The 19,681-nt window shown below is 62.7% G+C and carries 19 protein-coding genes; 7 read left to right on the forward strand and 12 right to left on the reverse strand.

Annotated features, from left to right (window positions below; all coding sequences use genetic code 11):
- Nucleotides 1-34: 34 nt before the first annotated feature.
- Nucleotides 35-3,679, reverse strand: a complete 3,645-nt coding sequence (gene putA, locus YWC_RS0106605) for a trifunctional transcriptional regulator/proline dehydrogenase/L-glutamate gamma-semialdehyde dehydrogenase (protein WP_027864664.1) — start codon at nt 3,677-3,679, stop codon at nt 35-37.
- A gap of 215 nt (nt 3,680-3,894) precedes the next feature.
- On the opposite strand from putA, the gene YWC_RS0106610 reads away from it, so the two are divergent.
- Nucleotides 3,895-4,350: an Lrp/AsnC ligand binding domain-containing protein gene (locus YWC_RS0106610; protein ID WP_005664065.1), complete on the forward strand. Its 456-nt coding sequence runs from the start codon at nt 3,895-3,897 to the stop codon at nt 4,348-4,350.
- 34 nt (nt 4,351-4,384) lie between these two features.
- Here the strand turns inward: YWC_RS0106610 and YWC_RS0106615 are convergent, their stop codons facing one another.
- Nucleotides 4,385-5,341 (reverse strand): LysR family transcriptional regulator, encoded by a 957-nt coding sequence (locus YWC_RS0106615; RefSeq protein ID WP_027864665.1) that lies wholly within the window; start codon nt 5,339-5,341, stop codon nt 4,385-4,387.
- A 141-nt stretch (nt 5,342-5,482) separates the two neighbouring features.
- On the opposite strand from YWC_RS0106615, the gene YWC_RS28540 reads away from it, so the two are divergent.
- Entirely contained in the window at nt 5,483-5,680 is a 198-nt protein-coding gene (locus YWC_RS28540; RefSeq protein WP_036216849.1) for a hypothetical protein, read from the forward strand.
- Between the two features lie 499 nt (nt 5,681-6,179).
- Here YWC_RS28540 and YWC_RS28545 read toward each other — a convergent pair whose 3' ends face one another.
- The 5 genes from YWC_RS28545 to YWC_RS0106645 form a co-directional block, all read right to left on the reverse strand.
- Entirely contained in the window at nt 6,180-6,731 is a 552-nt protein-coding gene (locus tag YWC_RS28545) for a DUF1003 domain-containing protein (RefSeq protein ID WP_084416334.1), read from the reverse strand.
- A gap of 97 nt (nt 6,732-6,828) precedes the next feature.
- Nucleotides 6,829-7,089 (reverse strand): YfhL family 4Fe-4S dicluster ferredoxin, encoded by a 261-nt coding sequence (locus YWC_RS0106630; protein WP_027864666.1) that lies wholly within the window; start codon nt 7,087-7,089, stop codon nt 6,829-6,831.
- A 36-nt stretch (nt 7,090-7,125) separates the two neighbouring features.
- Complete coding sequence (gene coaD, locus YWC_RS0106635) at nt 7,126-7,626, reverse strand: pantetheine-phosphate adenylyltransferase (protein ID WP_027864667.1); 501 nt, start codon at nt 7,624-7,626, stop codon at nt 7,126-7,128.
- A gap of 218 nt (nt 7,627-7,844) precedes the next feature.
- Nucleotides 7,845-8,489 carry a 16S rRNA (guanine(966)-N(2))-methyltransferase RsmD gene (rsmD, locus tag YWC_RS0106640; RefSeq protein ID WP_027864668.1) on the reverse strand — a complete coding sequence of 215 codons (645 nt, stop codon included), beginning with the start codon at nt 8,487-8,489 and terminating at the stop codon, nt 7,845-7,847.
- A 48-nt stretch (nt 8,490-8,537) separates the two neighbouring features.
- Nucleotides 8,538-9,431 carry a DUF6279 family lipoprotein gene (locus YWC_RS0106645; RefSeq protein ID WP_084416335.1) on the reverse strand — a complete coding sequence of 298 codons (894 nt, stop codon included), beginning with the start codon at nt 9,429-9,431 and terminating at the stop codon, nt 8,538-8,540.
- Between the two features lie 26 nt (nt 9,432-9,457).
- Here YWC_RS0106645 and glmU point away from each other — a divergent pair, with 26 nt between their 5' ends.
- The gene (gene glmU, locus YWC_RS0106650) at nt 9,458-10,834 is read left to right on the forward strand and encodes a bifunctional UDP-N-acetylglucosamine diphosphorylase/glucosamine-1-phosphate N-acetyltransferase GlmU (protein WP_027864670.1); all 1,377 of its coding nucleotides are present in this window, start codon (nt 9,458-9,460) and stop codon (nt 10,832-10,834) included.
- A 112-nt stretch (nt 10,835-10,946) separates the two neighbouring features.
- Here glmU and YWC_RS0106655 read toward each other — a convergent pair whose 3' ends face one another.
- Nucleotides 10,947-11,417, reverse strand: a complete 471-nt coding sequence (locus YWC_RS0106655; protein WP_027864671.1) for an Lrp/AsnC family transcriptional regulator — start codon at nt 11,415-11,417, stop codon at nt 10,947-10,949.
- Between the two features lie 162 nt (nt 11,418-11,579).
- Here YWC_RS0106655 and glmS point away from each other — a divergent pair, with 162 nt between their 5' ends.
- Nucleotides 11,580-13,409, forward strand: a complete 1,830-nt coding sequence (gene glmS / locus YWC_RS0106660; RefSeq protein WP_027864672.1) for a glutamine--fructose-6-phosphate transaminase (isomerizing) — start codon at nt 11,580-11,582, stop codon at nt 13,407-13,409.
- An 81-nt stretch (nt 13,410-13,490) separates the two neighbouring features.
- Here glmS and YWC_RS28550 read toward each other — a convergent pair whose 3' ends face one another.
- Nucleotides 13,491-14,570, reverse strand: a complete 1,080-nt coding sequence (locus YWC_RS28550; protein WP_051306281.1) for an HNH endonuclease — start codon at nt 14,568-14,570, stop codon at nt 13,491-13,493.
- Nucleotides 14,571-14,978, reverse strand: coding sequence for an HIT family protein (locus YWC_RS0106670; protein WP_229413031.1), 408 nt, complete (start codon nt 14,976-14,978; stop codon nt 14,571-14,573).
- A 141-nt stretch (nt 14,979-15,119) separates the two neighbouring features.
- Between YWC_RS0106670 and YWC_RS32700 the strand changes: the two genes are divergently transcribed.
- The 3 genes from YWC_RS32700 (at nt 15,120) to YWC_RS0106680 (ending at nt 17,957) form a co-directional block, all read left to right on the forward strand.
- Nucleotides 15,120-15,371 (forward strand): hypothetical protein, encoded by a 252-nt coding sequence (locus YWC_RS32700; protein ID WP_156923536.1) that lies wholly within the window; start codon nt 15,120-15,122, stop codon nt 15,369-15,371.
- Nucleotides 15,372-15,553: 182 nt separating this feature from the next.
- Nucleotides 15,554-16,645 (forward strand): NAD/NADP-dependent octopine/nopaline dehydrogenase family protein, encoded by a 1,092-nt coding sequence (locus tag YWC_RS0106675; protein WP_027864674.1) that lies wholly within the window; start codon nt 15,554-15,556, stop codon nt 16,643-16,645.
- A 4-nt stretch (nt 16,646-16,649) separates the two neighbouring features.
- Entirely contained in the window at nt 16,650-17,957 is a 1,308-nt protein-coding gene (locus YWC_RS0106680; protein WP_027864675.1) for a phenylacetate--CoA ligase family protein, read from the forward strand.
- 17 nt (nt 17,958-17,974) lie between these two features.
- Here the strand turns inward: YWC_RS0106680 and YWC_RS0106685 are convergent, their stop codons facing one another.
- Complete coding sequence (locus tag YWC_RS0106685) at nt 17,975-19,375, reverse strand: hypothetical protein (RefSeq protein ID WP_156923538.1); 1,401 nt, start codon at nt 19,373-19,375, stop codon at nt 17,975-17,977.
- 9 nt (nt 19,376-19,384) lie between these two features.
- A complete protein-coding gene (locus YWC_RS0106690) occupies nt 19,385-19,648 on the reverse strand; it encodes a PAAR domain-containing protein (protein WP_027864677.1) in 264 nt (87 codons plus the stop codon).
- Nucleotides 19,649-19,681: the final 33 nt, after the last annotated feature.

A 19,681-nucleotide genomic window follows, 5' to 3' on the forward strand; every position in this document is an offset into this window, starting at 1 on the left:
TGCAAAAAAAAGGGAGCTTGCGCTCCCTTGATGATTACACTCCCAGCGTCATCAGGCTTGCGTTGCCGCCAGCCGCGGTGGTGTTGACGCACACCGCCCTTTCCGCCACCAGCCGCCACAGGGCGACCGGCTCGCTGGCGCCCGTGTCGGCAATGCCGACGATGGCCCCGGGCCGGGCCGCCAGCTTGCTGCGCAGCGAGCCGGCCAGGCCTGCTTCCAGCAGCGCGATCTGGAACTCGCTGGCGTCGATTTCTTCCATCCCGATGAAGCGCACGCGCTCCTTGACCAGGGCCGGCAGATTGGCCGGGATCAAATCCGGCGCGGCCAGCACCAGCGCGCGGTTGCCGTTGGCGAGGCTGGCCGCCAGCTGGTTGAGCAGGCCGGCAGCCGTCTTCGGCGCGCACAGCACGGTGCCGCGCGGCGTGAAGGCCAGGGTATTGCGCTCGCCGGTCGGACCCGGCAGGGCGATCTCGACACCGTTGAGCGCAGTGCGGCCGTAAGCTTGCGCCAGCGTCGCCACATCCGTATGGCCGTTGTTGCGCAGCCAGCCGAGCAGCGCATCCAGGCCTGCGTCGAATGTGCGGCTGTGTTCCATGAGCGGCGCCGCATGGCGCTGCAGGCGCTTCAGGTAGAGCGGACCGCCGGCCTTCGGACCGGTGCCCGATTTGCCCTCGCCGCCGAAAGGCTGCACGCCCACGACCGCGCCGACGATGTTGCGGTTCACGTAGATGTTGCCCACATGGGCGCGCGCGACGATGAAGTCGATGGTCTCGTCGATGCGCGAATGTACGCCCAGGGTCAGGCCGTAGCCGGTGGCGTTGATGGTGTCGACCACCTTCGGCAGGTCGGCACGGCGGTAGCGCACGATGTGCAGCACCGGGCCGAAGACTTCATGCTTGAGTTCAGCCATCGAGCCGATTTCCAGCACGGTCGGCGGCACGAAGGTGCCGGCATTGTTCACGCTGTCCGGCAGCTCGAGCGCGAAATGGCTGCGCGCGGTGGCGCGCATGCGTTCGATGTGGGCCAGCAGGTTGCGCTGGGCTTCGCTGTCGATCACCGGGCCGATGTCGGTGGCCAGGCGGTCCGGCGAGCCGACGCGCAGTTCCTGCATCGCGCCCTTGAGCATGGTGATGGTCTTGTCGGCGATGTCTTCCTGCAGGAACAGCACGCGCAGCGCCGAGCAGCGCTGGCCGGCCGAGTCGAAGGCCGAGGACAGCACGTCCTGCACCACTTGCTCCGGCAGCGCCGAGGAATCCACGATCAGCGCATTCTGGCCGCCGGTTTCGGCCACCAGCGGAATGTCGATGCCTTCCTGCTCGGCGCGCTTGGCGAGGGTACGGTTGATCAGCTGCGCCACTTCGGTGGAGCCGGTGAAGATCACGCCTTTCACACGCGAGTCCGAGGTCAGGGCGGCGCCGACCACTTCGCCGCGGCCCGGCAGCAGCTGCAGCGCGGCGCGCGGGCAGCCGGCTTCCAGGAACAGCTCGACCGCGCGGTGCGCGATCAAGGGGGTCTGCTCGGCCGGCTTGGCCAGCACCACGTTGCCGGCCGCGAGCGCGGCGGCCACCTGGCCGGTGAAGATCGCCAGCGGGAAGTTCCATGGGCTGATGCAAGTCACCGGACCGAGTGCGCCTTCCGCTTTGGCTGCGCGGATCTCGACCGCGTAGTAGCGCAGGAAGTCGACCGCTTCGCGCAGTTCGGCGATCGCGTTCGGCAGCGATTTGCCGGCTTCGCGCACGGCCAGCGCCATCAGTTCGGTGCCGTTCTGTTCGAACAGGTCGGCAGTACGCTCGAGGATGGCGGCGCGGGTCTCGACACCTGTGGTTTCCCATTCGCCGGCGAAGGCGGCAGCCGCGGCCAGCGCGGTGTCGACATCGGCGCGCGTGGCTTCCTGCACCTGGCCGACGACATCGCTCGACATGGCCGGGTTGACGACCTTGGCGGTTTCACTTCCTTCCACCGGGCCGGCGATCAGCGGCATTGCCTTGTGCTGGCGCTGCTTGGCCAGGCCTTCGGCGGTCGCGGTGAGCGTGTGTTCGTTGACCAGGTCCAGGCCGCTCGAGTTCTTGCGCTCGGCCCCGAACAGCTGCAGCGGCAGGGCGATGGCCGGGTGTGGCTTGCCACCGGCGGCGCGCGCCTGCTCGAAGGGATCGGCCAGCAGGGTGTCGATGGCCACCTTCTCGTCCACGATCTGGTTCACGAAGGACGAGTTGGCGCCGTTTTCCAGCAGGCGGCGCACCAGATAGGCCAGCAGGGTTTCGTGCGAGCCGACCGGCGCATAGATGCGGCAGGCCTTGTCCAGCTTGTTCGAGCCGACGACCTGGTCGTACAGGGTCTCGCCCATGCCGTGCAGGCACTGGAATTCGTAGTTCTTGATGCCGTCGGCCTTGGCCCAGGTGTAGATCACCGACAGCGAGTGCGCGTTGTGGGTGGCGAACTGCGGGTAGATGATGTCGCTCGCCGCCAGCAGCTTGCGCGCGCAGGTCAGGTAGGAGACGTCGGTGTACACCTTGCGGGTGTAGACCGGATAGCCCGGCATGCCGTCGACCTGGGCGCGCTTGATCTCGGCGTCCCAATAGGCACCCTTCACCAGGCGCACCATGAACTTGCGGCTGCTCCTCTTGGCCAGGTCGACCACGAAGTCGATCACGAAGGGGCAGCGCTTCTGGTAGGCCTGCACCACCAGGCCGATGCCCTCGAAGCCGGCCAGTTCAGGGTCGAAAGCGAGCGACTCGAGCATGTCGAGCGAGATCTCGAGGCGATCGGCTTCTTCCGCGTCGATGTTGATGCCGATGTTGTACTGCTTGGCCAGCAGGACCAGGCTGCGCACGCGCGGCAGCAGCTCACCCATCACACGCGCGTACTGCGCGCGGCTGTAGCGCGGGTGCAGGGCCGACAGCTTGATCGAGATGCCCGGGCCGTCCTTGATGCCGCGGCCGTTCGAGGCCTTGCCGATCGCATGGATCGCGCTCTCGTAGGAGGCGTAGTAGTTCCTGGCGTCCGCTTCGGTGAGTGCGGCTTCGCCCAGCATGTCGTAGGAATAGCGGTAGCCGCGCGTTTCGTTCTCGCGGCTATTCTTGAGGGCTTCCTCGATGGTCTGGCCGGTGACGAACTGGTTGCCCAGCATGCGCATGGCCATGTCGACGCCCTTGCGGATCAGGGGTTCGCCGCCCTTGGCGATCAGCCGGGTAAGCGCCGATCCCAGGTTCTTTTCGCTATTGGTCGAGACCAGCTTGCCGGTGATGAGCAGGCCCCAGGTGGCCGCGTTGACGAACAGCGAAGGCGATTCGCCCAGGTGCTTCTTCCAGTCGCCGCGGCTGATCTTGTCGGCGATGAGGCGGTCGGCGGTTTCGCTGTCCGGGATGCGCAGCAGCGCCTCGGCCAGGCACATCAGCGCCACGCCTTCTTCCGACGACAGCGAGAACTCGTGCATCAGCGCGTCCACGCCCGAGGAACGGGTGCGCTTCTCGCGCACGCTCGAGACCAGGCGGTGCGCCAGCATGTAGGCGTCGGCATTCGCGCTGGCGCCCTGGGCCAGCAGCCACTGCACCGCCTCGCTTTCATCGCGGCGGTAGGCGGCGGTGATGGCTTCGCGCAGCGGGGTCTGGTCCTGCTTGACCTCGCGTTGGAGTGCATCGAAGGGAACGAAAGCGGAGGCCAGGGCGGCGTCAATGTGCATGGTGAGTCTTCTAAAAAGGAATCAAACGTAGGCTCGGCGCAGCAAAAAACGCCGACCCGCGAGAATGGCGGACGGCGTACTGCGCAATACTTTGGAATGATTCGATTGTAGAAGGAAATCTTCTGGATTAATTCTGTTTTTACGACAGACTAGCAAAAGATAGTTTTTGGTGCGACAATCTGACCGAATAATATTTACATGGCAGGAGACCGACCATGCTCGACAAGATCAGTAAGAAAATTCTGGCGGAACTCCAGAACGACGGGCGAATCAGCAACGTCGAGCTGGCAGCACGTGTCAACCTGTCTCCTGCCGCCTGCCTGGAGCGCGTGCGCAAGCTGCACGAGTCCGGCTACATCATGGGCTACACCGCGCAGCTCAACCCACAGCTACTGGATGTGTCGCTGCTGGTGTTCATCGAAGTGGTGCTTGATCGTACCACTCCCGAAGTGTTCGATGCATTCAAACAGAGCGTCCAGATGATTCCGGAAGTGCTGGAATGCCACATGGTGGCGGGCGGCTTCGATTACCTGGTCAAGGCGCGCGTCAAGGACATGGCGGCCTATCGGGAATTCCTCGGCAAGACCTTGCTGCAGAAGGGCGTGCGCGAGACGCACACCTATGCGGTGATGGAAGAGGTCAAGAACACGACCAAGCTGCCGATCCGCTGAACGTGCGTTGGCCGGCATTGCCGGCCACTGCCGCTTACACGACCTTGCGTGCGCCGGTCTTCGGCGCCGCGCTCTCCGCCATGCTTTCCAGGTTCTTGCGCAGCCAGCGGTGCGCCGGGCTGCGGCCGTCGCGCTCGTGCCAGAGCATGTCCAGGTGCACGGCCGGCAGCTGGAAGGGCAATTCGCGCCAGACCAGCGCATCGGTCATGCCGGTCGAGACCATCAGGTGTTTCGGCAGCACCGTGATCAGGTCCGAGTTCGCCACCACCCGCCCCGCCGTGAAGAACTGGTTCACCGTCAGCAGGATGCGGCGCTCGCGGCCGATCTGGGCCAGCGCTTCGTCGACCAGGCCATGCGCGCGCCCTGAAAAACTCACCAAGAGGTGGTTGGCCTTGCAGTAAGTGTCGAGATCCAGCTTTTCCTTGGCCAGCGGGTGGTCCTTGCGCATCACGCACACGTAGACGCCCGAATACAGGCGCTCGTGGCGGATCGGCGAGCCGGTCTCGTACGACAGCTGGGCCGCCACGCCCGGGAAGAAACCCACCGCCAGGTCGATGTCGCCGCGCAGCAGCATCGGCCGCGGCTCGCGCGTGGTCAGCGGCACCATGCGGATGTTCACGCCCGGCGCTTCACGCTCGATCGAACGCATCAGCGAGGGCAGCCACAGGGCGGCGGTCGCGTCGGCCATCGCCATCCGGAAGGTCGCCTGGGCCTTCGACACGTCGAAGGTTTCCGGCATCACGGCCGCTTCCAGCGCGGCCAGCGCCTGGCGTACCGCCGGCCACAGCGCTTCCGCACGCGGCGTCGGCTTGACGCCATAGGCGGTGCGGATCAGGAGTTCGTCCCCGAGGCTTTCACGCAGGCGCTTGATCGCGTTCGAGACCGCCGGCTGGGTCATGGCGAGGTGCCCGGCGGCGCGGGTAAGGTTTTGCTCGGTCATCACTGCGTCGAAGACACGCAGCAGGTTCAGGTCAAGCGTCAGGAAGCTCATGGGAACTAGTTGATGGCAATACAGAAGGTATTCCCAGTGTACCTCAAGTATTCACAGAATGCATAAGCGTCATCAGTGAACAGAATTAGATTTATATGTTGCATCGCACTATATTGGGCGCAACTGAACAATTTGCACATCATGTCCGCCTCACTCACCCTTATCCAGACCGCCGTTGCCGCCGTTCCCGTCGGCCAGGTCCTCCGCGCCGCCAGCGGCCTTGCGCTGCTGGGTGGCGTCGCCATGTTCTTCCGTCCGCTGCTCGTCGGTATCGGCCGCGCCGCCGTGTTGACCGTACGCCCGCGCCCGCCGAAAGCCCATCTGGCCAAGCGCCACTGATTCTGTTTTCCTCCGTTTGAACGCGGCCTCCGATCCGGACGCCGCGTTTTTTTTCGTCCGTCCTCCCCGCCTCTCCCGATTTCCGGGCCATTCCCGCACCGTTGCCGACCATCCAGCGTAGCGCGTCTGGTGACTCTTCGTCACCGGGGTTTTCTCGCTCCTTTGATTTAACAAAGTTCACGAAGAATCAACAATCAGAAAAGAGAAGATTTTTGCAGGCTTGAATGATGGCCGCCAAATGGAAGAAATTGGATGCACAATGTCGAGAAATGAGGTGAGATACCCTCAAGCTGGCCATCAAGCGAATCCTTGCATCGACCGGGTCGAACAAGAGCTGTTTGGGAGAAATTAGCTGTATAAAGTCAGCATATTGATGAGTAATACATGAGGTTCCACACAATTCAACTTCTATTACATGAAATGGATGAGTATTGGTAATAACGTGTGCGTGAGTACCCCTATCCCCGCCCAGAGCGTTTTACGGGCCCTGCGCAGTAAACTATTTCCGCTCGCAGTTGAGCTGCTCTGAGGACTCTTCGATGATGGACAGGACGGCTTCGGTATCGGTCGGTCTGGACAGTTCTTCGGCCTCGGGATCGGGCTTGTTGCCGACGTTGGGCAGGTCGCGCCGCAGTTCTTCCAACATGCGGATGATCTTGCTGTTCTTTTCTTCCGCCAGCAGGTTGACCTGCAGGTCGAGGTGGGAGTGCTGGCCGGCGAGGGTGGACATGCGATTCTGGCGAATCAGCACGGTGGTGGAAATCACGAAGGCATTCAGGGCGATGAGCCCCTGCAGCCAGAAGAATGGCGGCTCGTCCCACTGGGCGAAGCCCAGCTCGGGCGCCGCCAGGTTCCAGGCGATCCAGAGGACGACGAACACCAGGTTGCCGACCACATAGCCCGGGCTGCCGAGAAAGAAACTGATTCTCTCCACAGCCCGTTGTGCCGGAGACAGGTCCTGGTTATGCCGCGCATAGAATTCCGCCACCGTGCCCAGGTGTTCCTGGAAGGCAGAAGGGAGGGCGTCCCTGCGGGCGTCTGGCGTATCCATCGAACCAGCATAGCACCGGCGGCAAGCGCCTTGCGTGCGCACGTTACCGGGGACCAAACAGGAATAAAAAAAGCCGGCAGAACAGCCGGCTTGGGGATCAGGCCTCTGCCTTGGCGGCAGTCAGGCGTTCATATTTCGCGTGCAATTGCTCACGCGTTTCGCGCCACTCGGGGTTGAGGGGAATGCAGGCAACCGGGCACAGCTCCGCGCAGGTCGGCTGTTCGAAATGGCCGACGCACTCGGTGCACTTTTGTGGGTCGATCTGGTAGAACTCGGCGCCCATCGAGATGGCGTCGTTCGGGCATTCGGGTTCGCAGACGTCGCAGTTGATGCAATCGTCGGTAATCATCAGTGCCATGGTCTTGCTCGTTCCTTGCTGCGGGTTATTGCTGGGTCAGGCCGCCGGCGCCGCCTTGATGGATGCAATCTTCTTCTGCAGCCAGCGGTCCACCGATGGGAAAACGAATTTCGATACGTCGCCGCCCAACATGGCGATCTCGCGCACGATGGTGCCCGAGATAAACTGATATTGGTCGGAAGGGGTCAAAAACAAGGTTTCGACATCGGGAAGCAGGTAGCGGTTCATGCCCGCCATCTGGAACTCGTATTCGAAGTCGGACACCGCGCGCAGGCCGCGCACGATTACGCGCGCATCGTGCTGGCGCACGAAATCCTTGAGCAGGCCGGAGAAGCTTTCGACCTGCACGTTTGGATAATGGCCGAGCACTTCATTGGCGATTTCCAGGCGCTCTTCGAGCGAGAAGAAGGGTTTCTTGTTCTTGCTGTCGGCTACACCCACTACCAGGCGGTCGAACAAACCCGATGCACGGCGCACTAAGTCTTCGTGCCCGCGCGTGAGCGGATCGAAAGTACCTGGATATACGGCTACAACCATTGCGGCTCCCTGGAGAATCAGAGGGTATGAAAATTCCGCCACGGCGGCGTTGCCTCGTCTCGCCGTACTAGCGTACTGTCTTCGACTCGGCGCCTTGCCGTGCCGGTTTTTCACACCCTCGTTGTTAGAACGCGCATTATGCCTGAAAATCCGGCAGCCGCCCCAGCCTGGGGCGGCTTTTGCCCAATCTTTGTGCAGGTTTGTTGCCGCAGTGCTCGTCAGGTATCGGCCCCGTTCAATTTCAGCAGGTAGTAATAGACCATGCCGGCCTTGTCGGCGCGAATCGCATCCCAGCCGGCCAGCCATTCGGGCAGCTCGGCGTCGAGCGGCAAGGCTTCGCCCGTCTCCGCATAGACCAGGCCGCCTTCGTTCAGGATGGCCGGGCACAGCGGCAGGATCTGGGTGAGCAGGCCCAGCTGGTAAGGGGGATCGAGGAAGATCACGTCGAAGCGCTGGCCACGTGCTGCCAGATCTTTCACCAGCGCCAGCGCGTCGGCGCGCAGCACCTTGACGTTGCCGGCCTTCAGCTTGTCGCGGTTGGCTTCCAGCTGGCGCGTTGCCACGCCATGGCTGTCCACCATCATGACCGAGGCCGCGCCGCGGCTGGCCGCTTCAAAGCCGAGGGCGCCGGAGCCGGCAAACAGGTCGAGGAAGCTGGCGCTGTCCCAGTCGCCGCCGAGCTGGTGGTTGATCCAGTTGAAGACGGTTTCGCGCACCCGGTCCGGGGTCGGGCGCAGGCCTTCGGAGTCGAGCACCGGCAGCAAGGCGCGCTTCCAGGCGCCGCCGATGATGCGCACCTGGCGCGGCGCCAGGCGGGGAGCCCTATGGGCTGGTTTAGAGGGTTTGGAGGACTTCTTTTGCATGGGCGGCACTATAGCACCCTGCCGCCCTGCCCGGCCTTCTCGGCAGCGCTACTTGCCGGAAGCCAGAACCTGGAAGTCATTGATCCAGCCCTGCATACGCTCGTGCGCGTGCTTCTTCTGCGCCGGCGTGGCGATCCGGATCGCGGTGAGCATGAACTTCGTGGTCTGGTCGAGATAATTGTCGTAGAAGGCCTTGCGCTCGGGCGACTCGGTGCGGTTGAAGAGTTCGCGCTGCATCGCCGTGATCTGGGCCGCGGCCTGCTCGCGGTTCGGCTTTTCCTGCTGAAACTTGCGCAGCAGGGAAAGGATGCGGCGCTGGCGCCAGACGCGTTCTTCCAGCCAGATGTCGCTGTCGAGCGGGCGGGCGTCGGACGCCTTGCGCAGGATGGCTTCCTGTTCGCTGCTGAAACCGCCGAACCACAGTTCGAGCTGGCTCATCGCCTTCTTGAAGCGCGCACGCTGGCGTTTTTCGGTGCTGCCTTCAATGAATTTCTTGCGGTATTCTGCGTTTTTTGAAATGAATTTGCGCTCGATATCGGCGATCTGCTCCGGTTTGATGGACAGTGCGAGGGTGGTCATTTCCGGCACGGCGCGGGCTGCCAGCCGTTCGCCGCGGACACGGATTTCCTTGTAGATGCCGATCAGGTCGGCCTGGGTCGGGTTGCCGGCAAGTTCCTTCTGCATGCTGCCGAGCAGCGCCGCATAGTCGCGCAGCTGGGTCTGGCGGTGCCACTGGAACAACTTGTCGATGTCGCGCTTGGCGATGTCGGCCTGCTGTCCTTCCAGATCGGCATAGGAATCCAGCCACCAATACAGTAAGGTATCGCCCTGGTTATAGGTGAAACGCACCGAGCTGCAGCCAGTAACGAAGGCGAACAATGCGATCAGGCACAAGGTCATGGTGCGCCGGAACAAGGTATCCGGCGTGATAAAATTTTTCATATTATCAATTATTTGAGGACGGCTTTATGAACGTTGTAATCCTCGCCGCCGGCATGGGAAAGCGCATGCAATCCGCGCTGCCGAAAGTCTTGCATCCACTGGCGGGGAAACCGCTGTTGCGGCACGTCATCGATACGGCCAGCAGCTTATCGCCGAGTAAATTATGCGTCATTTACGGGCACGGAGGCGCAGCGGTGCCGGAGATGGTGGGCAAACTGGCCGAGCAGACCGGCGCCCGGATCGACACCGCACAGCAAGCGCCGCAGCTCGGCACCGGCCATGCGGTGATGCAGGCCGTGCCCGAGCTGGACGAGAGCGTGCCGACCCTGGTCCTGTACGGCGACGTGCCGCTGACGACGGGCGCGTCGCTCGGCCGCTTGGTTGAGGCTGCCGGTACGGACAAGCTCGCCATCCTGACGGTCGAGCAGGCCAATCCCTTCGGCCTGGGCCGCATCGTACGCGAGAACGGCAGCATCGTGCGCATCGTCGAAGAAAAGGATGCCAGCGAAGCCGAGCGGGCGATCCGCGAAATCAACAGCGGCATCATGTGCATCCCGACCGCCCACCTCAAGCGCTGGCTGGCGGCGCTGTCGAACAACAATGCCCAGGGCGAGTACTACCTGACCGATATCGTGGCCCAGGCCGTCGCCGACGGCGTTCCGGTGGTGTCGGCCCAGCCTTCCGCCGAATGGGAAGTGGCTGGCGTCAACAGCAAGGTGCAACTGGCCGAGCTCGAGCGCCGCCACCAGCTGAACATCGCCAATGCGCTGCTGGAAAAGGGCGTGACCCTGATGGATCCGGCCCGCATCGACGTGCGCGGTGAACTCATCTGCGGCCGCGATGTCGTGATCGACGTCGGCTGCGTGTTCGAAGGCCGCGTGGAGCTGGCCGATGGCGTGACGGTCGGCCCGCACTGCGTGCTGGTGAATGCGAAGATCGGCGCCGGCGCCCAGATCAAGCCCTTCTGCCACATCGAGGATGCCGTGGTCGGCGACAAGTCGCAGATCGGTCCCTACGCGCGCCTGCGCCCGGGCACCGAACTGGGCGAAGACGTCCATGTGGGTAACTTCGTCGAGATCAAGAACAGCCAGGTCGCCGCGCACAGCAAGGCCAACCATCTGGCCTATGTGGGCGATGCCACGGTCGGTTCGCGCGTCAACATCGGCGCCGGCACCATTACCTGCAATTACGACGGCGCCAACAAGTTCCGCACCGTGATCGAGGATGACGCCTTCATCGGCAGCGACAGCCAGCTGGTGGCGCCGGTCACCGTGGGCAAAGGCGCGACCCTGGGAGCGGGCACGACGCTGACCAAGGATGCGCCGGCGGGCAAGCTGACCATCTCGCGGCCGAAGCAGATGACGATCGAAGGCTGGTCGCGTCCGGTGAAAACGAAGAAGTAATCCACTGGGTATCGACAGGCTAATCACAGGAAAGGCACAGGAAAAACACAGGCTAATCACATGCTTATCCTGTGGTTTTCCCGGTGCCAATCCACAAACTTATCCACAAGCCTTACACCGCGATCCGGGTGTCGAACTTGGAGCGGTGAGTGGAAAAGTAGGCTTTCACGTTGCGCACATTGGCGTGCGCCGTGAACAGGCGGTGCGCCAGCGCATGGTAGGCCGGCATGTCCGCCACCTGCACGATCAGCACGAAATCCGGCCCCGGGCTGACCCGGTAGCACTGCAGGACCGCGGCGTCCTGCGCCACCAGGGCCTCGAACTCGTCCATGCGCTCGGCGGCCTGCACGTCGAGGGTGATCTCGACGATGGCGCTGAGGCGGGCGCCGACCTTGGCGGGATCCACGATCGCCACCTGGCGTTCGATGACGCCGCTGTCGGTCAGCTGTTTCACCCGGCGCAAACATGTCGGCGGTGAGACATGTACGAGTTCCGCCAACTCCGCATTCGTATGCGATGCATCAGCCTGCAGTGTATTCAGAATGCGACGATCTAGCTCATCAAGAAGTGGTTGATCTGACATCGAATGAAATAATAATAAAGAAATCGGTATGAAATGAAATAATATTTCGCGCTTAAAGGGTCATGAAATAATCTATCAAATCATGCGGAATTCTGAAAGCTTATTTCAACAGTGTTGCTCTACGATTCGTTTCATTGCAAATCTTTCAGATGAGGTCCAACCATGTGCGGTATCGTCGGCGCTGTCGCCAAGCGCAATATCACCCCAGTCCTGCTCGAGGGCCTGAAGCGTCTCGAATATCGGGGCTACGATTCCTGCGGCGTGGCCGTACACCTCGATGGCAAACTGACCCGTGCGCGCAGCACGTCGCGCGTGGCCGAGCTCGAAGAGCAGGTGCGCGAAGCCCATCTGGACGGCTTCACCGGCATCGCCCACACCCGCTGGGCCACCCACGGCGCGCCGGCTTCGCACAATGCGCACCCGCACTTCTCGCCGAGCGAAGACAATGCGCGCATCGCACTTGTCCACAACGGCATCATCGAAAACCACGACGAGCTGCGCGCCGAACTGAAGGGCCTGGGCTACGAGTTCACCAGCCAGACCGACACCGAAGTCATCGCCCACCTGGTCGACCACATGTACAACGGCGACCTGTTCGACACCGTCCAGCAGGCCGTCAAGCGCCTGCACGGCGCCTATGCCATCGCCGTGTTCTCGCGCGAAGAGCCGCACCGCGTGGTCGCCGCGCGCCAGGGTTCGCCGCTGATCGTCGGCGTGGGCGAGAACGAGAACTTCGTGGCCTCGGACGCGATGGCGCTGGCCGGCACCACCAACCAGATCATCTACCTCGAAGAAGGCGACGTGGTCGACCTGCAGCTGGCGCGCTACTGGATCGTCGACGTCGACGGCCGTCCGGTCGAGCGCGAAGTGAAAACCGTGCACGCCCACACCGGCGCAGCCGAGCTGGGCCCGTACCGCCACTATATGCAGAAGGAAATCTTCGAACAGCCGCGCGTCATCGGCGACACCCTCGAGGGCGTCACCGGCATCATGCCGGAACTGTTCGGCGACGGCGCCTATGGCGTGTTCAAGGAAATCGACCGCGTGCTGATCCTGGCCTGCGGAACCAGCTACTACGCCGGCCTGACCGCGAAGTACTGGATCGAATGCATCGCCAAGGTCCCGGTCAACGTCGAGATCGCCAGCGAATACCGCTACCGCGACAGCGTCCCGCACCCACAGACCCTGGTCGTGACCATCTCACAGAGCGGCGAGACGGCCGACACCCTGGCCGCGCTGAAGCACGCGCGCAGCCTCGGCATGCCGCACACCCTGACCATCTGCAACGTCGCCACCAGCGCCATGGTGCGCGAGTGCAAGCTGGCCTACATCACCCGCGCCGGCGTGGAAGTGGGCGTGGCCTCGACCAAGGCCTTCACCACCCAGCTGGCCGCGCTGTTCCTCCTGACGCTGACCCTGGCGCAAGTGAACGGCCGCCTGACCGACGAGGAAGAAGCCCAGCACCTCAAGATGATGCGCCACCTGCCGGTCGCGCTGGGTTCGGTGCTGGCGCTGGAGCCGCAGATCATGGCCTGGGCCGAAGAATTCGCGCGCAAGGAAAACGCGCTGTTCCTGGGCCGCGGCATGCACTACCCGATCGCGCTGGAAGGCGCACTGAAGCTCAAGGAAATTTCGTACATCCACGCCGAAGCCTATCCGGCCGGTGAGCTGAAGCACGGTCCGCTGGCGCTGGTGACCGAAGAAATGCCGGTGGTCACGATCGCCCCGAACGATGCGCTGCTGGAAAAGCTGAAGTCGAACATGCAGGAAGTGCGCGCCCGCGGCGGCCAGCTGTATGTGTTCGCCGACGTCGACTCGCGCATCACCTCGGGCGACGGCCTGCACGTGATCCGCCTGCCGGAGCACTACGGTGACCTGTCGCCGATCCTGCACGTGGCGGCGCTGCAGCTGCTGGCTTACCACACCGCGCTGGCGCGTGGCACCGATGTGGACAAGCCGCGCAACCTGGCGAAGTCGGTGACGGTGGAGTAAGCGAGGCCGCTTATTTTTACGGCATCATCGCCGGCAAACGGTGGCTCGTGATGAGCCACTTCGCACCAGCAACGGCGTCGCTCAAGCCGCCGTTGCTGCCGGATCCGGGGGAGTTGGAAAGCGTTCCTGAAGAATCCGCCGATATCCTTCATCCAGCGGCACCACGTGTCCCCTGCCTTGCCAGGATTGCGACGACGCTGCAAAGCCGTGCTCATACGACCATTGCGCAACACGCAGCGTCGTCGGTTCATCGCAGACGAATTGCCCCTCCAGCTCCCTTTTCAGGGTGGCGCCCTGCACGACGTTCCTGTTTCGCCATCTCTCCAGGTGCTCGGTCGCGGCCAGGAGATCGCGCTTGTCACCGTTGCACCGTCTGTGTGCCAGCACAAAATTATGGCCGAGGTCGCGCGGGTAACGGGACCAGGCAATGAAATGGTCGACTTCGCCCATTTCGCCAAGTCGTCGCTGGCAATAGAAGCAGGTATCGCCTTGCAGGTCCTTGAGGATCGGTTTCACCAGTGCCAGCGAGGCCCGGTCCGTTCCGAACAGGACTTCTTCGAGGTCGTCGCGATCGCCAAGCAGGGCAGCGTTCTTCGGGTTGCTGCGAATATGGCTGGTCCAGGCGGCACGGATGAGCTGTTGCAGCAGGCCGTGAAAACGCCGCAGGTTGAACATCACGCCCGGCAACAGCCTGATAAAGGGACCAGCGCCCGGAATATAGAGAAAGCGGCTTTCCTGGCGCCGCAAGATCTGCAGCCGCCAGAGCGGCATGTCCTTCAACAGCCTGACCGTTTCCCTGACTGCCACCCGCCATTCTTGAGAAGCGCGTGCCTTGGGCAAGGTCCCATGACGGCCACGGATATCCTGCAACAGGACGATGACGGCGGCCTGCCTGCCCTTGTTCTGGATGAGTACGCCGCCCTCATCGTTTGCCCGATAGGGAATGACTTGTCGCCAATACACTTCCAGGAACTTGTCCGCGATTTGCGAATGAAACAGATCGAGCGTATCCCCGCTATCGGTGCCGAATTCGATTGCCAGTTCGGTTATCGCATGCAGCAAGGCGTACTTGTAGGTTGCAACGAACTCCCCTTCCTCGAACAGGCGCTGGATATGGTCGAGGAAAACCAGCTGCTCATGCGGTGACGGCGGCGGCAGCACTTAGGGCTTGCTCCAGTAATCGGCTTTTTCCGGAATGACCCATCTGACTCCGCCGCGCGGGTCCGCTACGTCGGCAGCAAAGCGCGGGATGAGATGCATGTGCAAATGGGGAACCGTCTGCCCGGCCGCAGCGCCATCGTTGATGCCGATGTTGTAGCCCGCCGGATGGAGCTCGGCCTTCAAGCCCGATGCGGCCTTGTCCAGGAGGCTCAGCATTGCGCTTCGTTCTTCCGATGTGATCTCGAAAAACGATGCCACGTGGCGCTTTGGAATGATTAATGTGTGCCCGGGAGAGATGGGATAAGCGTCCCGGATCGTCATCGCCAATGCGTTGCTGTCGATGATTCGCTCTTGAGGGAGTGAGCAGAAAACGCAAGACGTCAAAGTGGACATGATGTGCAGGGGCATAGGGAGGTGTTCCTATACTACTCCGCAATTTTTCTCGTTAGCAAGATGATCGTCGGCGCGGCCAAACCATGAGCAAAAGTGTAACAAGATGTGTATGGTTCTGCTTTTCCAGTCCTGCCACCGTGCTTCACGAAGATACGCGTGAGCGGACGAACAATGCCGTGCGTTACTCCTCATCTGCCTGTCGCCATCCTGCCTGCAGAGCGAAACAACGGCCAGGCCCTCATCCAGAAAGTTGCACTAAAGATTTTTAATAGTCGGCAAAATGTGTTCTTTTTTGGCTTATCTGTACGCTTCTTGCAGACGCACGCAAGCGGGAATTCGGTTGACTTCCCAATTGAACAAACTTATCGTAATTTCATCGATGAGCATCCGGAACTGCTGCTCATTTGATAATTTCCAATTCGTGCGGTGACGCAGAGAGGCATTGTGACTTCTCCTGGGAAGCGTTTGCGCGACGTTCCATGATCCTGTTGCCGCCTTGATGAACCCGATGACCGGGCCGCCGCCTCCTGGCGGAACCCGGCACTGACGCTCGCCGCGTCGTGCCGTCCGGCCGGTCGAATGGAGGACGCATGAATGTGTTAATGGTAGGTGCAGGCAATGCGGGATGCGCGCTCGGCGCGATCCTCGCACAGGACGGGCACCGGGTCGCCTTGCTGAAAACCTCGCACTCGCTGCACGACCAGAATTTCGATACCGTGCGCGAGACCCGCACGATCAAGCTCATCAGCAATCCCAAAGGCGGCGAAACCAGCACGGCGTCGATTGCCCTGGCCACGCGCGATGTCGGCGAAGCATTTGCCGAGACGCCGGACGCGATCATCATCACCACCCAGACTCAATGCCATGCCGAGATCGCCGAGCTGATCGGCCCCTACCTGAAGGCGCACCAGCTGGTGCTGCTGGCGCCGGGCTACATGGGGTCCTGCTACTTCCTGCCCTACCAGCAGAAGGAAGGCTTCCTGCTGGCGGAAGGCGAAAGCCTGCCCTATGACGCACGCATTGTCGAACCGGGCGTCGTCAACGTCCTGTTCCGCAACACGCGCAATGCGCTGGCCTTCCTGCCGCGCGAGCGCGCCGCCGAAGGGCTGGAACGCGCCGCGCGCCTGTTCCCGACCTATGTCGCCACCCGTACCAATGTGGTCGAGTCCGCCATGCACAATCCGAACCTGATCGTGCACACCATCGGCACCCTGCTGTCGGCCAGCCGCATCGAACATTCGGAAGGCGAATTCTGGATGTACCGCGAAGCCTTCACGCCCTCGGTGCTGAACCTGCTGTACAAGCTCGATGCAGAGAAGAACGCCGTCATCGCCGCCACCGGCGGCAAGCCCTCGCCCTATTTTGACGAGTGCAAGTTCCGCAACGAAGAAGACCTGTCGCAACCGTCGATCTCCGTGTTCCGCCGCTATGCGCGCGAAGGCGGACCGAAGGGTCCGGCCACCCTGCAGACGCGTTTCATCACCGAAGACGTGCCGATGGGCCTGGCGCTGCTGTCCTCGATCGGCCGCCTGATGAAGGTGCCGACGCCGACCGCCGACGCCCTGACCGTCATCGCCAGCGGCCTGCTGGACCGCGACTTCGCCGCCGAGGCACGGACCCTGGACAAGCTGGGGCTGGGCGACAAGTCGCCGGAAGAGTTCAAGCGCGTACTCAACGGGTGAGGCCATGAGCATCCACGACCTGCTCGCCAAACCCTACTACGCCTGGCGCCGCTACATTCCGAGCCGCGTTCTGTATCACCCGGACTTCTTCAGCGTGCTCGACATGCTGTCGCGGGACCAGGCCAGCATCGCCGATCTGGCCCGGCAGCGCCTGCGCAAGATCCTCGTCCACGCCCTCGAGCACGTGCCTTATTACCAGCGCACCGTCAAACTGAGCATCGAGGAGGCGAAGAACGAACCGGTGCAGGACGTGCTGGCGGCCTTCCCCTTCCTGGCCAAGGAAGAGGTGATGTCGCAACAGCGCGATTTCCTCGACCGCCGGCTCGATCCGCAAAAGCTGATGTATGCAACCAGCGGCGGCTCTTCCGGACAGGGTATCGGCCTGTGGCGCACCAAGCGCCTGGCCGACATCGAGAAAGCCTTCTTTACGCATGAATGGGGCAAGCTCGGCTTTTCCTTCGACAAGTCGCGCATCCTGCGCATCGGCGCCGATGCGCGCCGCCTGGCGCACGAAGAACCGGCGCGCGTGGTCGGCAACCGCCTGATGCTGTCGCCCTACCACGTGCATGAACAGCACAAGGCGGCCATCGTGGAGGCCATCAAGCACTTCCGGCCCGAGTATGTGCATGGCTATCCGAGTTCGGTGACGGCGCTGGCCGAGCTGGTCGACTCCCGCGAACTCGATGTGCAGGTAAAGGCGGTGCTGCTGGCTTCCGAACCGGCGACGCCGGCGCAGCTCGCGTCGATTCGGCGGCTGTTCCGTGCGCCGGTGTCGCTGAACTACGGGTTGTCCGAACGAACCAACTTGGCCTTCCTGCAGGTGGATGATCGCGGTACCTCGGATTACCAGTTCCAGCCGCTGTATGGCTGGAACGAGAACCGCATGGACGGCGACCGCCCGGAGATCGTCGGGACTTCGCTGTGGAACGATGTGATGCCGCTGATCCGCTACCGGACCAATGACTACGGCCTGATCGATGCGGATGGCCGCTGCCCGGGCATCGACGGCCGCGGACACGAATACCTGGTCGACCGGTCGGGCAAGCGCATTCCCGGGCTGTCGATCGTCATCGACGAAGTCACCTGGGACTTCGTGCGCCTGTACCAGGTGCGGCAGAAGAAGGCGGGCGAGATCACGCTGGCGGTGGTGCCGCGCCATGGCAGCCTGAACGACGAACAGCGCGCCTTCGTGCTGGACGCCCAGCAGCGCCGCTGGGGTGGCTTCTTCGACATCTCACTACAGGAAGAAAGCGATATTCCGCTGGCGCCGAACGGCAAGCGCAAGCTGGTGGTGAATTCGCTCACGACCTGATGCGCGACCCCGGCGGCTTATGCCGGGGGACGCACCAGGGCGGCACTGCGCAGGTAAGGATCCTCGTTGCCGATACACAGGATCGGCGCGCCGCGCTCCAGCGCATAGTGCCGTGCCAGTGCCAGTACCATCACGAAGGGCACGGCCCCGCAGCTTCCACTGCCCAGACCGACGCGAATGATGTCGTCCGCGGCATCGACCTGCGGGATCGCCGGCGCGCTCAGGCCCATCAGCTCGAGCACCCGATTGGGACGGTGCGCAGTATCGGCCACGACCATAGTGATCTGGGAGATATCCACAGCCGCCGCCTTGCTTGCCTGCTCGACCAGCTCCAGCAGCAGGCTTAAATCGACGCGTTTGGTATCGTCGGCCGAGGTGTCGCGACGGCGCTCGGTGACCGGGTCGAGCAATGTGAACTCGGCGCCGCAGGCATGGGCCAGTTCCAGGTCCGTCAACAGCAAGCCAGCAGCGCCTTCGCCCGGAATCTGGCCACGAGCTTGCGAGGAGGTGAACAGGGACGACTGCGCAGCCAGGCGGTCGATGCTTTCCTGTCCGATCAGTGAAGCGCAGGCGATGACGAGGGCTAGCGTTGGGGCCTTGCTCGATGTGGTGCCCGGAATGAGCTGCGTGATGATGGTCGCCGGTGAGACGTGCTCCTGTTCAGGGATGTCCGGGGTGACGATGCTGGCTTCCGGCCAGCCGTATTGGCTCACCGTATGCTTGAGCCACGTCGTCGCCGCGCGTCGGATGTCGACAGGCCAGTCACCGGGGAGCATCAGCCTGAGCTGGAGCGTTGGCGGGCTTTCCTCGTAGGGCAGCAGGTCACCGGCGGCGATACTGGCGAGTTCGGCTGCTACGCCGCTGGCCAAAGTGATGGCACGCCATTGTTCTTCGGAGAGGTGGACCTGCAGGCCCTGGCTGGACAGCCAGTCGGCAATGTCGTCCTGCAGCGCTCCGTCGTGCGCATCGTCGCTGCGTGCGGTCATGACGGGGAACCCGTTGTCGTCGACCAGTTCCTTGTCCAGGTCGGCGCGCGCTTCGTTGTCGGCGATGGCGCAGGCGAGTTCTTCGGCAGAGCTGCCGTGTGGGGAGCGCAGTGCCGTGGCGACGATTGCCAGCACAGGTGTGCCAGGTACCGCATCGGCTCGCGATGTGGCAGAAGCCGGCTTTGAGGTGCTGGCCGGGATGGACGCGGCACGGGCCATGATCGCTTTCTGGCTACCCCATAAAGCGAACAGGACGCCTAAGGGGAAAACGAGCAGGGCCAGTGCCAGTTCGCCAGTTCCAGGATTCTGATCCGTCTGGTGCCAATACCAGAGCGCGATTGCCCAGCAGACGATGAAGGTGGTGATAACGATTGCGCCTAGTTTGAACCACTCGGCAGGCAAGCGCGCCGGTGTCGTTGTAGTTGTTGTCATCTCAGTCGCTCAGATGTTGTCTATTGTTGCCTGCTGGCCGGCTATCAGGGTGGCGCCGCAGGCGGTTTTGTCGCCGTGACGTGCGGCCGGTTTGCCGTCGATGATCAAGGTCGAGTCGCCGCTGATGATTGGGCTGGATCCGTGCTTGGGACAGCTAGTCTTGTCGCCCATCCGAGCGATACCGACGCCACCGGTATCGCTATGCGGGGATGCTTCGACCACTACTCCTCCATGCGACGTTTTGTCACCGAGCTTGATCAGTGGACCTGCCATGATGTCTCCTTAAGAAGTCTTAACCAATTGAAA

Source organism: Massilia alkalitolerans DSM 17462, from assembly GCF_000427785.1.
GTDB lineage: Bacteria > Pseudomonadota > Gammaproteobacteria > Burkholderiales > Burkholderiaceae_D > Telluria > Telluria alkalitolerans.